The organism is Microbulbifer sp. NBRC 101763 (assembly GCF_040371615.1).
Classification (GTDB): domain Bacteria; phylum Pseudomonadota; class Gammaproteobacteria; order Pseudomonadales; family Cellvibrionaceae; genus Microbulbifer; species Microbulbifer variabilis.
In genome coordinates this window covers 386,432-403,749 of sequence record NZ_BAABQV010000002.1, presented here as the reverse complement: position 1 = coordinate 403,749, position 17,318 = coordinate 386,432, and the positions used below count along the sequence as shown (strand labels likewise).

The 17,318-nt window shown below is 47.8% G+C and carries 11 protein-coding genes; 5 read left to right on the top strand and 6 right to left on the bottom strand.

Annotation, left to right across the window (positions count from 1 at the left end; translation table 11 throughout):
* Nucleotides 1-274: 274 nt before the first annotated feature.
* The 4 genes from ABWV76_RS07110 to ABWV76_RS07095 all read right to left on the bottom strand — a co-directional run bounded on the left by ABWV76_RS07110 (nucleotide 275) and on the right by ABWV76_RS07095 (nucleotide 6,303).
* Nucleotides 275-1,843 (bottom strand): multicopper oxidase family protein, encoded by a 1,569-nt coding sequence (locus tag ABWV76_RS07110; protein WP_353375623.1) that lies wholly within the window; start codon nucleotides 1,841-1,843, stop codon nucleotides 275-277.
* Between the two features lie 791 nt (nucleotides 1,844-2,634).
* Nucleotides 2,635-3,492, bottom strand: a complete 858-nt coding sequence (locus ABWV76_RS07105) for a DUF417 family protein (protein ID WP_353375622.1) — start codon at nucleotides 3,490-3,492, stop codon at nucleotides 2,635-2,637.
* Nucleotides 3,493-3,691: 199 nt separating this feature from the next.
* Entirely contained in the window at nucleotides 3,692-4,060 is a 369-nt protein-coding gene (locus ABWV76_RS07100; RefSeq protein WP_020414460.1) for a cupredoxin domain-containing protein, read from the bottom strand.
* Nucleotides 4,060-6,303 (bottom strand): heavy metal translocating P-type ATPase, encoded by a 2,244-nt coding sequence (locus ABWV76_RS07095; RefSeq protein ID WP_353375621.1) that lies wholly within the window; start codon nucleotides 6,301-6,303, stop codon nucleotides 4,060-4,062. Before ABWV76_RS07095 ends, ABWV76_RS07100 begins: the two co-directional genes overlap by 1 nt.
* 203 nt (nucleotides 6,304-6,506) lie before the next feature.
* On the opposite strand from ABWV76_RS07095, the gene ABWV76_RS07090 reads away from it, so the two are divergent.
* The 4 genes from ABWV76_RS07090 (at nucleotide 6,507) to ABWV76_RS07075 (ending at nucleotide 10,262) form a co-directional block, all read left to right on the top strand.
* Nucleotides 6,507-7,829 carry a DnaT-like ssDNA-binding domain-containing protein gene (locus ABWV76_RS07090; protein ID WP_020414458.1) on the top strand — a complete coding sequence of 441 codons (1,323 nt, stop codon included), beginning with the start codon at nucleotides 6,507-6,509 and terminating at the stop codon, nucleotides 7,827-7,829.
* Nucleotides 7,741-8,406, top strand: coding sequence for a replication protein P (locus tag ABWV76_RS07085; RefSeq protein WP_020414457.1), 666 nt, complete (start codon nucleotides 7,741-7,743; stop codon nucleotides 8,404-8,406). The genes ABWV76_RS07090 and ABWV76_RS07085 overlap by 89 nt, the downstream gene beginning before the upstream one ends.
* Nucleotides 8,407-8,595: 189 nt before the next feature.
* Nucleotides 8,596-9,465, top strand: coding sequence for a delta-class carbonic anhydrase (locus ABWV76_RS07080; protein ID WP_353375620.1), 870 nt, complete (start codon nucleotides 8,596-8,598; stop codon nucleotides 9,463-9,465).
* 410 nt (nucleotides 9,466-9,875) lie between these two features.
* A complete protein-coding gene (locus ABWV76_RS07075) occupies nucleotides 9,876-10,262 on the top strand; it encodes a VanZ family protein (protein ID WP_353375619.1) in 387 nt (128 codons plus the stop codon).
* A 116-nt stretch (nucleotides 10,263-10,378) separates the two neighbouring features.
* Here the strand turns inward: ABWV76_RS07075 and ABWV76_RS07070 are convergent, their stop codons facing one another.
* Nucleotides 10,379-12,319, bottom strand: coding sequence for a phytase (locus ABWV76_RS07070; protein WP_353375618.1), 1,941 nt, complete (start codon nucleotides 12,317-12,319; stop codon nucleotides 10,379-10,381).
* A gap of 67 nt (nucleotides 12,320-12,386) precedes the next feature.
* Complete coding sequence (locus ABWV76_RS07065) at nucleotides 12,387-14,999, bottom strand: TonB-dependent receptor (RefSeq protein WP_353375617.1); 2,613 nt, start codon at nucleotides 14,997-14,999, stop codon at nucleotides 12,387-12,389.
* Nucleotides 15,000-15,279: 280 nt separating this feature from the next.
* Here ABWV76_RS07065 and ABWV76_RS07060 point away from each other — a divergent pair, with 280 nt between their 5' ends.
* Nucleotides 15,280-17,208, top strand: coding sequence for a PhoX family protein (locus tag ABWV76_RS07060; RefSeq protein WP_353375616.1), 1,929 nt, complete (start codon nucleotides 15,280-15,282; stop codon nucleotides 17,206-17,208).
* The last annotated feature ends 110 nt before the right edge of the window (nucleotides 17,209-17,318 follow it).

Below are 17,318 nucleotides of genomic sequence, written 5' to 3'. Positions count from 1 at the left end.
AAAATCAGTATTTGCGACCCATTCATTTCATGTTATAGATGTTGCTTATCTAAATTTTCCAGGTGTATTAGTTGAGCATTGAGCCTAGCCTATATTTTTATCTTAATATTCTTTTAGATATTATTTATTTTATATAGAGAGCTATTTTCAAATCATAAAATGTACCCCCCAATTTACTGGTAAATTCTGCGGTAGATTTTGTTCATTAATGAAATAGAGTCATAAATAACACTACCTAAGGCTAAGAATCTCGCACCCTCTGGCTTAGAAAATTTTATTTCTTTATTTCTGAGAGGTCCTTTACAACTCTCACATGCTGCATCATACCGCCATCTTCATGATATAGCAGGTGGCAGTGTAAAGGGTATTTACCCGTAAAGTCTTTAAAACGGGTTCGAAATTTTACATATCCATGTGGAGGCACCTGGAAAGTATCGCACCAGAATGGCAGCTTCAGTGTATGGTGCATCGGGTCTTCACCTACCACTTCAATAACATAGTAAGGATTGACATGAATATGTATCGGGTGAGGAAACTCACTCTCATTGACCAGAGTCCACTCCTCTATCGCATCTAACTCAACATAGTGGTTTACCACATCACAACCACCAAATGGCGCATGATCAATACTTACATTTAGACCACGGAAATATTTGTCCGGATCATCCAGCGTATTGGCCTGCAAGGTCAATCGCCGTGTATTAGTGATCTCATCATCTGTAATAGGCTTTAAAAGATCAACCTTAAAACTCTCAGGAAATGGAGGTGGAGCACACCTTGACGGAGGCTTGCTGGGAGCGTAAATAGCAGTACCAATCTCCTCACCCTGCTCAATCGCGATAACAAACAACGGGCTATTATTGTGGTACTTGTAGTGCGGCATCTGCTGAAATTCAATGGCGTTATTATATACATAGAAATGCGCACCGGGCGTTGCAGCCTCACTAATTTTGAGAAACAAGGAAGCGCGATTCGCGGGACCCAAACTTACGCCATCCTGCAGGCGGTAGTCTTCTGTGGGATTCCCATCAAAGCCGTAAATGTACATCTGCGCGAACCAAGGGCAGTCTATGTCTATTGACGTGCGAGTGGTTGCATTGAGGAGACGCAAGTTCAGTAACTCTCCCACCGTCGCATGTATCACTGGGCAATATTGACCATTCACAGTAATGCAGTATTCACTGTCGGGGAACTTGGCAACCTGATGTTGGTCCTCCACTCTTCCTTTTTCATCTACCGCAATATTTTGAAATACCAATACATATTCCTTAACACCCATCGCCTCCAGTTCATCATCAAAATCGTCACGTACAATTAAGGCACCAGCCATACCACTTCCGACTTGTATCGCGACAGAGCCGTGTTTATGAGGGTGATACCAGTAGAGGCCGGGCGGGTGATTTTTTGGAATATCATATTCATAGGTGAAATTTTCACCCGGCGGAATTTTCATACAAACATTATCACCTGGAGACTCTGGGGAAACGTGAAGTCCGTGTGTATGCAGGTTATAAGTATTGAATTCATGAGGAAAATTGATCATTCCGGAATCACCCTCTTCCTCTTCAGGTGGCAGCTTGTTATTGGTTTGAATTGTCAGATGGCTACCGGGGCGTATTTCAATGGTCGGCCCGGTAAGGGTAAACCCAGCTTCCCGGGTGATTGAAGATGAAAATACACGTGTCCAGACAGGAGTTTCATTTTTTTTGTAAAAACTGAAGACATTGTTCTCTTCGTACTGAACATCCAATTCAACACGTAGATTCCTATCTGCCTTACTCATCGAATATACCGGTGGGTTTACCAGCGGCTCTAAGAAAGAGATATTCTTTCGATTATTCACGGTATCGCCTCAAATCCTTTTAAAGGCATAGAAAATATTAATACACTAGCGTCATCGATATAACCGCTCTCTTGGTTATAACTTCTGGAAAAAAGTTCTCTATATAGTATCCCAGCCTGGGATCAACTTATCCAAGTATAGAGTTCAGTGTAGGCCACTGAGTGTCTGTCAAAGAATGACATCTATATAAGCCTGGAATGAAACAGGTAAGAGAAGTAATCTACGCTTTAGCCGATCTAATTACGAGTGTAAAAAATCCCCATCAAGGAGCCTTTCTCCAAAACTTACAATTTATCTTAGGCATATCCCAATTACGACCTCTATCCGGTTCATACCGGCGCGCCATACGGCTCCAGTGAGAACAGTATCCAGAGTTAGGGATTAGCTTCATTCGATCCTCAATCATCAGCAACAACAACTGAGATTTAAGTAACCAATAGGTGGTCATCTAAAGAAAAATAGCCTTGGATAAAAAATCTTTTAATCTGAATAGAGAAAGACCAAGCATACCGAAGTCTTGATTACCTTTGCGAACAAAACAACAGAATCTATTCACAATACTTATAAATTTTACTTTCAGAACCAAACTCCAAGGCTGATTATTTCAGTTAAAAGATAGGCATAAATGAATTGTTGAGATTTTATTCGGCTAAGAAACCTAGAAAAATTTCCCCTGGCTACTTAATTTGAGAATATCTGCTTACTACATTATTGGCTCTGCATCCTTGCGACCAGGTTCCATCTTTGAATTTTACGGCGCTGTAAAAGTAAACATTAATTTCATCAAATTACTATTCCTTTGATGTTTCTACAGCTTGATTACTTTGACATATCTGGTGCCTGAAACTGATCATAATGATCAAATTCGCAATAAACCAAAGGTCTTTAATGATAAAAATTCCACTGGATGCTAGAACCCACGGTTTTTCCCAGCTCCCGGGATAACTAAGCAGGAACGTTTGGGTAGTAACAAAAACAGCCCCACAAAGTAATACTCCAGGCCAGAAGAGTGCCCTAACATGAATACCTATAGCCAATATAACCAAGGCAAGCAGATCATAAACGCCAATAATATTGGATGCTTGCTGGACACTGAAAAAGTTATACAACCAGGACATCAATGGGGAACTATTCACCAGCCCTTCGATACCTTGGGCCTCTATAGCGGTGAATTTCATTCCTCCAATCCACAATAGAACCAGGCCAACTGGTAGAAAATTCAGCCATATATATTTCCTTGAAGGTGCAGATTTATAGCCGAGCCAGGTCAGTCCTATTACGATCAGGGAAAAATATTTTATGACTCCCTGCCCAGAACCTATAGCTGGAAAACCGCCAAGTGCGTCAATCCAGTGTGTGCTGCCAAAAAGGCTCAGCAGGGGCACTATGGATAGTGCGATGATCAAGAGCGCCAAAGGCAGGATAAATTTTTCTATAAAGATAGATAGCACAGAGAGTAGGGCAGCTATGGTGAAGATTATCGCAACAGCGGTGGCAATTCGTGAAAGTCCCGCGCCTCCTTCGAAACCATAAAATGCCATGATGGATCCCAGCCCCCCCTGCTGACCGGAGAAAAGCGCGGCTGCGAGCAATGCGAAGGAAATAGCCAGGAGGGCAAATGGTAGTTTCCGCAAACAAATATTCATCATTCAATGACCTGGAAGTAATTAAACTTTCAAGGAGCCGCCTTACGGCAATCTCCCATTCCTTATGCCTTGCCAGCAGGAGCAGCCTGATGGCAGATGCTTTGAAGGAACTTACTTACAGTTGTCGTCACGACTTCGGGAATTATTACAACTCCAACGTCTTTCACTTTGACTTAGCAGCCAGGCTTAGTCACAACTGAGCCTACTCCAGAATCAGGGTGCCTCGGTACATCTGCATCTGACAGGTAAATGGATATTCCCCAGGGTTTGCTGCCGGCAATATAACCGGAGTATCCCTGTGCAGAGTAAGCTCAGCGCTGACTTCCAAGTCTGGAAATAACACCCACTCCGAGCAGGGACTCGGATCTTCGCGAAGAAAGTGCAAGGTTGCAGCTCGGCCCGCCGGAAGGCGAATATGATCTGGCTCATATACCCCATCTTTGACCAGTATTTGCAACTTATCTGCGGTGGGCATGGCTTTGTTGGCTTTGCGCTTTGGTCCTAGCCAAAACCACCAGACAATGCCAACAATGAGCAGCAATCCCACCAGATTAACGAGTATCGCTCCCATTAGCGCACCTCCGAAGGTTTGAAAAAGCGCAGGCGATTTGCATTACTAACAACAGTTAGCGAGGAAAATGCCATTGCAGCTCCCGCCACAATCGGGCTTAGTAGCATTCCAGTTATTGGGTATAAAACCCCCGCGGCGATAGGAATGCCCAGTGTGTTATAGATAAAGGCACCAAACAGGTTCTGCTTGATATTGCGGAGGGTCGCACGGGATAGCTCTACAGCGTTGGCAACGCCGTGTAACGATGAGCGCATCAGAGTGACATCTGCACTCTCAATTGCAACATCCGTACCTGCTCCAATAGCAAAACCCACATCTGCACGAGCCAGCGCCGGCGCATCATTGATTCCATCACCTACCATGCCCACACGTTCACCACCTTCTTGTAGCTCGGCGACAATGCGCTCTTTATCCTCCGGTAAAAGATCTGCATGAACTCTATCGATCTGCAGCTTTTTGGCGACTGCCTCTGCACTCCCTTTGTTATCACCAGTCAGCATCTCAATTCTTAGTCCCAGCTTGCTCAGGCGCTCTATGGCTGCTTGAGCATCATCACGAATAGGGTCAGCTACAGCAATTATGCCTTGCAGCTCTCCGTCCACTGCGGCGTACATTACTGTACGCCCGGCCTCAGCCAAGGTATCAGCTCGGCTCCGCCAGGAAGCCAGGGGTATATTTTCTTTGTGCATTAGTTTGCTGTTACCGAGCAGCACTTTCTTGCCAGAAATAATCCCTGTCACACCGTGGGCAGTTGTTGCGTGGAAGTCACTGGGAGACTGCAGCTGCAGTTCTTTTTCTTGGGCCGCGCTGACTATAGCTTCAGCCAGAGGGTGCTCAGAGCCCTGCTCCAGACTCGCGAGCAGTTGCAGTAATTCATCACTGTCACCATTGCATTCGATATCGGTAAGGCGTGGTGAGCCTTCCGTAAGGGTACCTGTTTTATCAACAACCAGGACGTCCAGATTACAGGATTGTTGCAAAGCTTTACCATTGCGTACCAGCACTCCATTTTCAGCGCCCTTCCCCACTCCCACCATTACGGATAGCGGAGTAGCGAGCCCCAAGGCACAGGGGCAGGCTATGATCAATACCGAAGTAAGCACCACCAGCATATGGGCAGCTTGGGGCTCTGGGCCGAAGTTAAACCAGATGAGAGCCGCAACAACAGCAATAATCATAACCACCGGTACAAAAATCGCAGAAATTCTATCGGCCAGGCGTGCGATGGGTACCCGCGACCCCTGGGCGTTCTTCACCATTTCAATAATCTGCGCAAGGCGTGTATCGGCTCCGACTTTTTCCGCAAGAAACAGCAGGCTACCGTTTTTATTGAGAGTACCTGCTGTCAGGCTATCCCCTTCGTCTTTTTTTACCGGGACCGGCTCACCGGTGAGCATAGACTCATCCACCAAGCTTTTGCCCTCGAGAACCCGGCCATCCACAGGAATTTTCTCCCCCGGACGCACACGCAGCTGGTCACCTTCCTGTACCTGCTCTATCGGGAGATCTACCTCTTTACCATCTCGCAACACACGAGCCGATACATCTTGTAGTTCCAGCAACTTTTCCACCGCGGCACTGGTGCGCCCACGGGCCCGCACTTCCAGGGCCTGTCCCAGGCTGATCAGGCCAATAATCATGGCACTGGCCTCAAAGTACACATGGCGAGCAGATTCTGGCAACAGATGGGGAACCAGCACCACCATCATCGAGAAAAGCCAGGCTGTACCAGTACCCAATGCAACCAAGGTATCCATAGTGGCACCGTGGTGGCGCAGCGCCTTCCAGGCCCCACTAAAGAAATGACCGCCGCAGAAAACCAGCACTGCCAGAGTAATCAGTCCTGTTGCACCCCAAGCGAGCTGCTCATTGAGGGTGTTCACAGATACTTTATCGGTAATCAGACCCCAGGCCATCAGCGGTACGCCCACCCCCAAGGCGAAGGCTGAGCGCCACAACAGCTGGCGATAATGTTGCTGTTCGTGGGCTCTTTGCTCGGCGCGCTGATCACGCTCACTGCTCTTTGCTATCTCGGCGTCATAGCCCGCGGAACGCACCGCCTCAATACAAGTCTGAGGTTCTGCTTTGCCGTGAACTATAAGGGTTTTGTCAGCAAGATTTACCCTGGCATCCTCTACACCACCAGCTTGCCGTACCGCACCTTCGATCTTGTTTACACAGCCGGCGCAACTCACGCCGCTGAGGCGGAACACCATTTGTGCTGAATGCTGCTTCTTGGCCATATTGCTCTCCCTCAAAACCGTTTCTGGCGACAAAGTTACAACCTTCCCGCTAGGGTAAGGCAACAGTTTGCGCCAGCAATCCCTTCTTTTATAGGGTTCGGCCGCCAATCTTCAGCTTAGTGTTTTGCTCAAAGACTTGGAGCTACGCACAAGGCGAGTGCAAAGGCCGCGCAAGCCCTTCTCCGGGGTGTTATTATCGCGCCATGAAACACCCCCTGCTCCCTGAAAGACCCCTGAGTATCTCACCGACTCTGGCTGCAACCGTTGGCCTGGAGGAGGCTGTATTGCTCACAGCGCTCGGCGACTTGACGCCTTTCCTACCCTTGGAGCCTTATGGGGGGCGGGATTGGTACACAGCACAGGGAGAACAGCTATACCTGCTACTACCCTTTTGGCAAGCAGCGGATATCCAGCGTGTGGCTACCAGCCTGCGTAACCAGGGTGCACTGTTACTCGGTGCTGCCCCTTTTGGCAGTAGCGAAATCCTGAAATTTGCCCTGCCGGGAGAATACAAACACCCTATAGCGACACCGCCAACTCCCCAGGTCCAAATCCCACCGAGCCGCAGTGCCAATACTATTGCACCAGGCTGGCAGCCCGATGCAGAGACCATGGCGCGTATCAGCCAGCTGGGCATCCCCGAACACTTTGTGCGCGAGCAGTTACCGGAATTTGTAACCTACTGGCGTGAACGCGCCGAGCCGCGACACTCCTTTGGTTCACTATTCCTACGCCAGGTTAAAGGCAAGTGGGAGGCTTTTCGCGCCACCGCTCAACGCAAGCAAGCCCTGCCGGATAACTGGCAACCGAGCAACGACACCTTGCGAAAACTGGCCGACGAGGGTGTGCCCAGTACATTTGTCAGCCGCGGCCTGCAGCGTTTCCTCGATTACCACCGCTCCAGTGGCAAACAATCCATATCCTGGGATCTGGAATTCAATGACTGGATCATGGAAGACTGGGAAAAGCAGGAAACCCCATTTATTGAAAAGCGTAAACCCACCGCGATGACCCGTGACTGGCAACCCAGTGAACATACCTGGGAGCAGTTACAACGCTTGGCCATTAATCCGCGCTTTGCCGCAGAGCTACTGCCAGAATTTATCTATAAATGGACTGAGCGAGGTGGCCACAGCGCACGCTGGGGGGAGCTGTTTATTGAATACGCTCGAGAGGAGTGGGCCTACTACTGCCAGGGTATTGAGAAAAACCCTGTGGCCAAACCTATTCCACGCAACTGGCAACCTGGGGGCGACTGTCTGAGTCACCTGGTGAATCAATGCGAGATCGACCGAGATTTTGCCCTGTCGCTAGTAGCGGAATTTATTATTTACTGGCGCGGCCAAAACGCCGCACGCAAAAGCTGGGACGCCGTTTTTGTGCGTCACGCACGCCACCAGTGGGCGGAGCGCAACAAATTGGCAATAGGAAACTCTTATGGCAACCCACAAGACTCCAATAGCAGCGCAAACCAGCGCACCCGCGACCGATCAATCGGCGACATACTCACAGACACAAACTGGTAGTGGACAGAGCCAGGAACAAGTCAACGAAAAGAAGCGTGCAATCAACGAAGTATTCGCACTGTTTAAGTTAAACTATCATAACCAGTTCAGTGCTGCCTTCCCGGACACAGAAACTCTACACCATGCCAAGCGCCTATGGCTGGAAGCTTTACTCTCATTTGCCCCCGAAGACATTATGCAAGGCGCAAAGCGTGCGATCCTCCAGAGCGAATACTTGCCCACAGTGCACAAAATGCTGCAGCTCTGTGCCGCCGGCGAAAATGGCCTACCGGAATCCCGCGCGGCTTACCGTGAAGCCTGCAATGCTCCCAGTCCAAAAACCAATCATAGGTGGAGCCACCCTGCGGTTTATCATGCCGGACGCGAGTCTAATTGGTTCTTTCTCGCCAATAATCCCGAATCCGTAGCCTACTCCGTATTTGCAGAGCACTATCGCAAGTTTTGTGCTCGAGTGTTAGAGGGAGAAAAGCTTCCGGCCCCGGAGCAGTTGAAGCTGGAGGAAAAGCCCGGCACCCCACTCTCCAAGGAAGAAAATGCACAAAAAATGGCGGAGCTACGCGCGGAACTGGGAATCTGACCTAAGACCAGGATATTTTTAGTAAGCCGGCAAATCCATGTCGGCGGCAACTTCTGGCTCCGCATTCTCCTAAAAAGATAACAGAAGAAATTGTTTAGAATTTAACATTTAGATACACCAAAATCCCTCAATAATAATTAGAGGAAAGTATTCCTAAGATACTTAAGGATCATTAAAAAGGACCCATTAATGAAACTAAAAATCTTACTACCCATCCTTATCTCATCTTTCCTGCCACTCCAAACCTTTGCAGTCACGGAGCATTCTCACAACCTCACCAGTATTTCTGATGAAGATGTTGCACATCAACGTGCAAACCTGGCAAAGAACACACAAGGAAGAGGTTTTGGACCTCAATCTCCCCGCGATATTGACCTCATTGAAGGTAGGAATACCATTTCTTTTAGTTTGGCCCCTGCCTACTCCAGCATGAATCTTTGTAATATCCACTTTCATAAAAATGCCGAACATAAAGGAGGGGAATTTACTATCTTTGCTGGGAATGGAAATGGCCTTGGATACGACACTGGCTTTAAATTTTCCGGAAGCCTGTCAGCGGCTGAGCTAGCAGCTATCAATCAAGATATTTGCCCCAGTGAACATGGCGGATTGCGCCCAGGTGATACCATTGAAGTTCACTATGTTCATTCATCTGCCAAAACCATACCTGGCCCCTCCCTGGGCGCCTGCCTGAATGACTCAGTCAGGAACCCCCAGTTACGGGTTGAAGCTCAGGTTTACGTACTGGTGAATGACCACAATGCCCTTGATTTCAGAGAACTGACAAAGCTCGGAGAGCATAAAGGGTTTCATCAAGCAGTAAATATTCCAGCTAACACCGGACTGCCAATTCAATATCCAGGCTCAACAACTGGCCCTGGATATAATGAACAAGGTTCTCCTTTCCAAGTAACCTGGAGCGTCAGGCCTCGTGTTGCAAAGGTCAATATTAAATCAGTAGACAATTGGTGCCGTGAAAATGTATTCAATGAAGATCATGCCCACGGCGTAAGAAATCTTATTACAAATCCAGACCTTCTTTCTGGGGTTAATCCATAACCTTGATCAAAGCACCGGAATATCTATAGTTCTAGCCTAGGGAGTGCTTACTTAAATAAGCACTCCTAAAATAAGCAACCAGAGTCTGGAAGTGTGTTACGCCACACCCTAATTCAATACGCTCGCCCCCAACACCTTCCAACATATACAACTTATAAATTATTAAATCTCACCTTAAAAATCATCATCCCATAATATCGATTTGGAGAAGCATTCACCACGGCATACCGACAAACTGAATCAAAAATCAAATGACAAATACTGTATCTATATACAGAAAAATGACACTGAAGTAATTTTACTTTCTTTACGAAAGAAATTTCATGCAAAGCCTTGACAAGTTAACCATATAGCCACCTAACTTTCTGTATGTTATTTTTATGGATACCGAGCCCCTATGTGACATCCATATGCAAAAAATATTAGCTTTATCGACCATATTGTTTTTTGGCTTTATTTTGTGGGTAATTTACTTAGCTAACACAGGCAGCAGCAGTATATTTTTTGAACTGGTGAGAGCTATCCCCTACGGGGATAAAATCGGGCACATAGTATTATTTGGCACACTTACATTAATCTTGACGCTGTCTTCAAGGAAAAAATTTTACTGTCTGGGCTCCATACATATTTACTATGGGGCGATAGCAGTATTTCTTTTTGCTTTAAGTGAAGAAGTCACACAGGCCTTCCTCCCCTCCAGAACCTTTGACTTCATTGATTTAGCAGCTGATCTTATCGGTATAGGTACAGCGAACATTACGGTTAATCTCTTACAAAGAAGAGAAAAGTACATTTGAATACGAATGGAAAAATTTACTTTTACCATCCTTTTAAAAAAATTTATTGATGAGCAGCCATCTGACAATTTCGGATGGCCGCTGGAAATAGAAGCGCAAGCAGAACAATAAAACTATCAGTTTGCTGTAGCGGAAGATAGATTCAATATATTTTCAATTTTCTGCCAGGAAACCAGCTTAAAGTTTTGCCTACCACTTGGCATACGGTTTCTTCCATCCTGAACCACTAATAACCCCATTGGGAATTCAGTACCAAGGTTTGCACCAGTTACGGCCAGGCCATCAGTCTCTGAGCTGGCATCTATACCTAACTCCCTGTTCATGTCCACACGGAAATTACCGATAAACTCAGTCCCAGAGCGACTGAATAATGCATAGCTGTTGTTCCCCTGGCTAGATGCCACCAGATATCCACTATCTTCATGCAGATACAAGGCCAGCCCCTCTACATCAGCCACTAGACTTTTAGTATTAACCTCCGCTACAAGTTTAGGCTTACCCATCCCGGCACTGTATCTGTGCAAATCCAGCTTCCATATTCCCCTGTCTTCTTCACCGTAGAAAAGCTGGCCATTCTGGGCATCGACAACGCACCCTTCTACCTGACCCTCGACAGGTAAACGGGATACGTGTTTAAGTTGCCAATTTCTAGCATCTTGACCCAAGTGAATATCCAGCTGATGTAGCTCTCCCTCCTTATCAGATACCCAGACGCTAAGCCGGCTATCCATATAATAAAGGCACAAGCCATAGGGGTCCTTCATATTCAGTTTCTGTAATCCCAGATATTCAACTTTCCCTGATTTTTCTATGGCAAATAAGTCAATACCCGGCGTGGAGCGGTTGGAAGCTGCTGCAATTGCACTATAAGTAGGATGCTGTATTTCGCTGATATCTACATTATTCACTCGCCCTACGGCAAATTGCTGCACCAGTTGCCCGGATAAACCATAGATATTTAAGCCATATTTTTTATCAGTGCCCAGAATTAAGCTTTGCTCAGGGTGAAGCCGATTCACCCAAATAGCTGGATCATCTGCAGCGTCTCCAGCTGAAGAAACCGGCTGTGTTTGGGCACTGGCAGGAATACGCGGTATGAATTCATCCACCAGTTGCAGGTCAGGATGTTCAGGAGGATTGAGAGGTTCATACTCAAAGTACAGAAGGGAATCTACTTCCTCATCCAAAACCACAATATTTTTGCCTATAACGCCAACAGAAGCTGGATAATAATTACTATCAATATAGATAGTCTGATCAGACCCTTCTTGTAAATTTTTTAACTCATAGCCTTGCAGGCGAGCATCCGCTGTTAACCATAAATAATTGCCAGAGTGATCAATCCAAAGGCCGCCAAAATCCTCCCCGAGTTGATCTGCTTGCATGAGTAATTTTCTTTCCTCATCCTTTTCAGCATCAGCATTCATACTGATAATACCGATTGGCGGCTGGGAGAAGAGCAGCTTCCCATTAAAGGGAGCGACTGCACATGCATTCACCTGCTCACCAAAATACAGGGGGCGAATTTCTACAAGCTCCCATGTAGAAGGTCCAGGGCTTACCAGGTATTCGTGCCCTAACCCATCATCTCCAATAGTAAATAGATGAGTACGATCATTATTCTGATAAAAACACAGGGCGCTTTGCGGAGAAATTTCATCACGGCCGCCAAGATACTGCAAAACTGGTTTGCGATCGATCCCTCCCTTTAACTTGTAAAGTTTCACCTCTGCAGATAGCTCATCATAGGCTGCCACAAGGAGGCTGCCTTGTGACAAACTTTGTATAGCCAAAGTTTCTACCCGGCCAGGAGCAGATACCAGGTGATCTCCATTGCTATCTAGTAATAAGACGCCTTTATTTTTACTGGCAATTAATAGTGCACTCTTTCCCGGAAACTGAACGGGTAACATCTGTTCAGCTCCAATGCCCTGGAGATCGATTTTTTCTATCGGCTGCACCTTTTTGACACGTAAAACCTGATCCCAACGAGCATCACAACCTCCGAGAATACTACTCAGTAAAAGGCAAATAAGGAGGTAGTACTTATTTTTCATGGTAATCCACCAGCAGAAAATATAAACCCCGTTACTAAATAGGGGGTTGGCAATACCTATTAAAATTTTAGAAAGTGCTATAACTCAAACCCAGTGCATAGGTTGGACCATACTCCTCATACTGGCCATTAAAGCCTGAATTATGTGCGTAGTAAGGCTCATCAGTGAGGTTCACCCCGGTAAAGGTCAGTTGCAGTCCGTTATCGAAACGATAGCGTGCGGATAAGTCCAACTGTAGATGATCATCCTCATAGCGATCAGCAGTAGAATTCTCCAAATCCACCTCCAATAAACGCTCGCTGCGATAAGCAGCTGATAACCGCATGCTAAATGCATCGCGCTCATAACCCATCACAAAATTAGCCACCAGATCTGCTTGCGAAGGCAAAGAAATCTTATCGCTACGCTCCCTATCTGGCCCCAGGCCCAAGCGTGCTTCAGAGTCTGTCACAGTGGCATTTGCGCGTAACAGGAACCCGTTTTCGAAACCCCTGGTCCAAGCCAGCTCCATACCATTGAGACGGGCGGAATCACCATTTACCGGTTGTAATACTTCAGCCTCGTCAACACTCAAATTCCCCACATACTGACTGTAATCCACAACACTGGAAACATCGGACAGAACAATGAAATTGTCGATACGCTTGTGGAATAACCCCAGGGAGAGCATACCCAAATGGTCTGCATAGTACTCGGCAGAGAAGTCCAGATTGCGCGACTGGTACGGATCTAGCGCAGGATTACCGGCCTCCACTTCCAGCTTGTCATCGTCATACTCTATCTTGGCCGGCGATGGGTTCAGGTGTCCGAAGGATGGGCGCGAAAGAGACTCACTATAAGCCGCACGCAAAACAATATTATCGTTGTAGTCATATTTATAATTTACACTGGGAAAAAAGTCATCATAATCGCGCTGATAGCGTATCCCAGCTGCATAAACCTCGTCGGCAATTTCCTGTGCACCGGGTACCGGCTCTTCAGACTCGACGACTTGCACACCCTCAGCGGTAAAGTCTGTGCGCTCGTAGCGAACCCCAAATACCAGCTGCGACTGGTCAAACTCAATCGTATTCATAACGTAGAACGCACTGATATCTTCCTGCATATTGTAATCGCGCGCGGAAGACAAAGCCGTTTCAGTTTCATCAACTTCAAAATCGTCAATATGACTGTTAATAAAGTAATTTAAACTGCCGCTACTAACCCCAGGGCCAAAGCTATCCAAGCCGTAGTCGATGTCATTGCGAACAAAATCTGCGAGGGTGTAGTCTCCCGCAAAATCCTTATACACGGTCGCATTCAAGTCTCCACTCTTCTCACGCTGTCGCTCGTGTATGCCAAACTGGATAACTGATGGATTACCGGCCCACTGAATTTCCCGGCTAATGTCGAAACGCAGGCTCAGCTCTTTATCCTCTGTAAAGTTATCTTCAATGACGAGCTCATCCAATTGATAACTGGACGGGTCTAAAACTCGCTGCGCATCTTCTGCGCCCACTGCCATACGCGGCGTTTTATCTGCCTCTACATAGCCAATGCGCACAGGCTCCAATGCAAAATCTGTATCGCGTCGGTGAGGTTCAGACTCCTCCGCATGGGAATATCCCAGTGCATAGGAGATATCCACCTGATCAAAATTATGCTCACCACCGAAAACAGAGGAGATGATTTCCTGCTCTTCCAGCCGGTCCTTCAAAGACTTTTCCAGTGCAGCTTCCTGCCACTGTGCGGAGTTCCTTGAAATCGTTTCCGGCTCATCCCGCCCGGCATCCAACTTCCAGGAGTTGCGCTGGCGAATTTCCTTGTCGGAAAATTCTGAATAGAGATTGTGGAAGTACATACGTGAGCGATCACTAAGATCCAGATCGAAGTTGGCAGCAACACCTGTTCGCTCGCGGGTAATGGAATAATCACGCTGTTCGATCTCTGTCGCACCAATGCCGGTAGTACCATCCTCAGCCGTAAATTCCTGCCAGGTACCATCAGTCTCAATATTTTCCGAACCGAAATTCCGCTCTTGATGGCTGAGGGCCAGGGCCACGCCAAATCGTCGATCGCCACTCAAATCAAAGACATTGGTTAAAGTGGCTGCGACTTTGGGACTATTTTCCTCCTGAAGTTCACTGTAACTGTTCTCAGCACTGAACTTATAGCGACGGCCATCATAATCGAGCGCATTAAGGCTTTTGATTTCAATAGCGCCGCCAATAGAGTCTGCACTCATGTCGGGAGTCAGGGTTTTAAAAACCTCCAGGCTGGCGAGTAGGTCTGAGGGAATGACATCCAGGGCGACCGCGCGACTATCTGTTTCCGGGGCCGGCAGGTTAATTCCATTTATTGTTGCCGCGTTCAAGTTAGGATCAATACCGCGCACACCCACAAAGCGTCCCTCCCCCTGATCACGGGCAATAAAAACCCCCGGCATCCTCTGTAAGGCTTCAGTAACATTGGCATCTGGAAGCTCACCGATTGCATCAGATGTCTGCACTGCAACCAGCTTATTCGCATCCCTCTGGCGATCCAGGTCACTGCGCGCGTTACTTGCCTGGGCAGTGACGACCACAGTCTCCATAACCTGTGAATCCTGGTTTTGTGCACTTGCATTTGCGCTCATAATTGCAGCGGCAAGTGCCGTAACTGATGTACCTAGCAGCCGTAAACTGATGATCTTATATTTCATAAAGCCCCCACTCCCGTCATTGCCAGTGGCGTATTAGATTGGGCGCAGACTAGTAGGCGTTTATGACCCTTCAGTGACGTTTTTTTTAAGCTGTCATCAAGCTTTCAGAAAAAATTGTAAATATCTGTGCCAATCAACCAAAGGGCCAAACAATCAGGCCTGAAAAATGAGTTATAGAGCAGTGACTCCGGTCATAGACTTTTAAGCAGAAATTCCCACTTAACCAATGAGATTCGCCGAGCCAGCGATCCAGAACCAGTAACCCAAAATGGAGTGGAGTATGAGCGACCAACCCAGTAACCCAACACGGCGCAAACTGCTCAAAACCTTGAGTACTGTGACCGCCGCGGGTACAGCAAGCTCAGTATTACCCGGCTGTATTGCGGAACACAGCGCTGAAAGGGAAAGCCTTACTTTTTCTGAAATTCCTCATTCGCTGGATTTCCAACACCACCTGCCGGAACACTACAGCGCCGATATCCTTTTGCGCTGGGGAGATCCAATTCAGGAAACCGATACTCCATTTCACCCGGAGAAACTGGATGCCGCAGAACAGGGACAGCGATTCGGCTACAACAATGATTTCATTGCATTTATGCCTCTGGCTGACAATGTCGAACCTTCACGTGGGGATTTACAACTGCAAAGCGGCAATAGCAACCGCGGACTACTGTGTGTAAATCACGAATATACTCAACCCCACTTAATGTTCCCCGGCTATAACGACGAATACAGTGCCACTCGTGGGGTTAGTTCTGAGCATGTCGCGATAGAGCAGGCGGCCTGTGGTCACTCCGTGGTGGAAATTGAGCGCAGTAGCAACGGGTGGCGTACCGTGCTGGACAGTCCTTATAACCGCCGAATAACCATGACTACCGCCATGGATATCAGTGGGCCAGCGGCAGGAAACAGGCGATTGAAAACCGCAGCCGACCCCAGCGGTACCCAAGTGCTGGGCACCATAGGGAATTGTGCCGGGGGCAAGACGCCTTGGGGTACTGTCCTTATTGCTGAGGAAGGGTTCGGTGGCGCTTTCCAGGGTAACCCACAAGAAGTCGAAGACCCCAGGGAGGCCCAGAACCACCATCGCTTTGGCATAAGCCCAAGAAACCGTAATTTGGGTGACTACGATCGCCGCTTTGACATTCAAGCGGAGCCCAACGAGCCAAACCGTTTTGGCTGGATGGTGGAATACGATCCCTATGATCCCCAATCTAAGCCGCGCAAGCTCACTACCCTCGGCCGCTTTGAGCACGAGGGCTTCACCCTGGTGTGTAAACCCGGTCAGGCGGTGGTGGCCTACGGAGGCGATGATGACGAACACCAGTTCGTCTATCGCTTTGTCTCCAGGGGTATTTATCAACCTGAGGATTACCAGGCCAACAGGGAACTTCTTACTGAAGGCACTCTCTATGCCGCCAGGTTCGATGAAAATGGTCACGGGCAGTGGTTAGCCCTGATTTATGGCCAGGGATCTCTCAACAGCGAAAATGGTTTTCACAATCAGGCAGATGTACTGATCGATGCACGGCGTGCGGCAGCCCTGTTAGGCGCAACCCCCATGGATCGCCCCGAAGATGTGGAAACCAACCCCCATAACGACTGCACTTATGTCATGCTGACGAAGAATAAGAAGCGCCAGAAAGATGAAATCGATGCTGCCAACCCTCGCGCTAAAAATGTTGCAGGCCATGTATTGGAAATAGTACCACCGGGTAAAAATGGTAATCGTGACCACACCAGTGATCGTTTTCAGTGGCAACAGTTTTTACTGGGGGGAAACCCCAATGCAGAACGCCCAGAAGAGAGAGGTGCCTACGGCCAGCAGGCCAGCTACAACATTTCCGCCAATGGCTGGTTTGCCAACCCGGATAATGTCGCGTTTGATGGCCACGGCAATATGTGGATTGCCACTGATGGCTGTGAGCGCTTTGGATTCCATGATGGGCTCTGGGCCATGGCGACAGAAGGGCCCCTGCGCGCTGCACCAAAACACTTCTTCGGCTGCCCCAGAGGTGCAGAGGTTTGTGGACCGGAATTTACACCCGATGGCACAACCCTTTTCATAGCAGTGCAGCATCCCGCCGAAGCGCGTAACTCCACATATGAAAATCCCATACACCGCTGGCCGGACAATGACCCCAAATTGCCACCACGTCCATCCGTATTGGCAATCTACAGGGACGATGGTAAAGAGGTTGGCAGCTAACTTCACAATCAATTAAGACGGCGTCAGTATTGCTAAAATTAACTCTAAGTATATTTTTTTACCGGCTTGCCGCCTGTAGTCTCTCCTAAGAGCGCAGGCTTTGTGGTTGA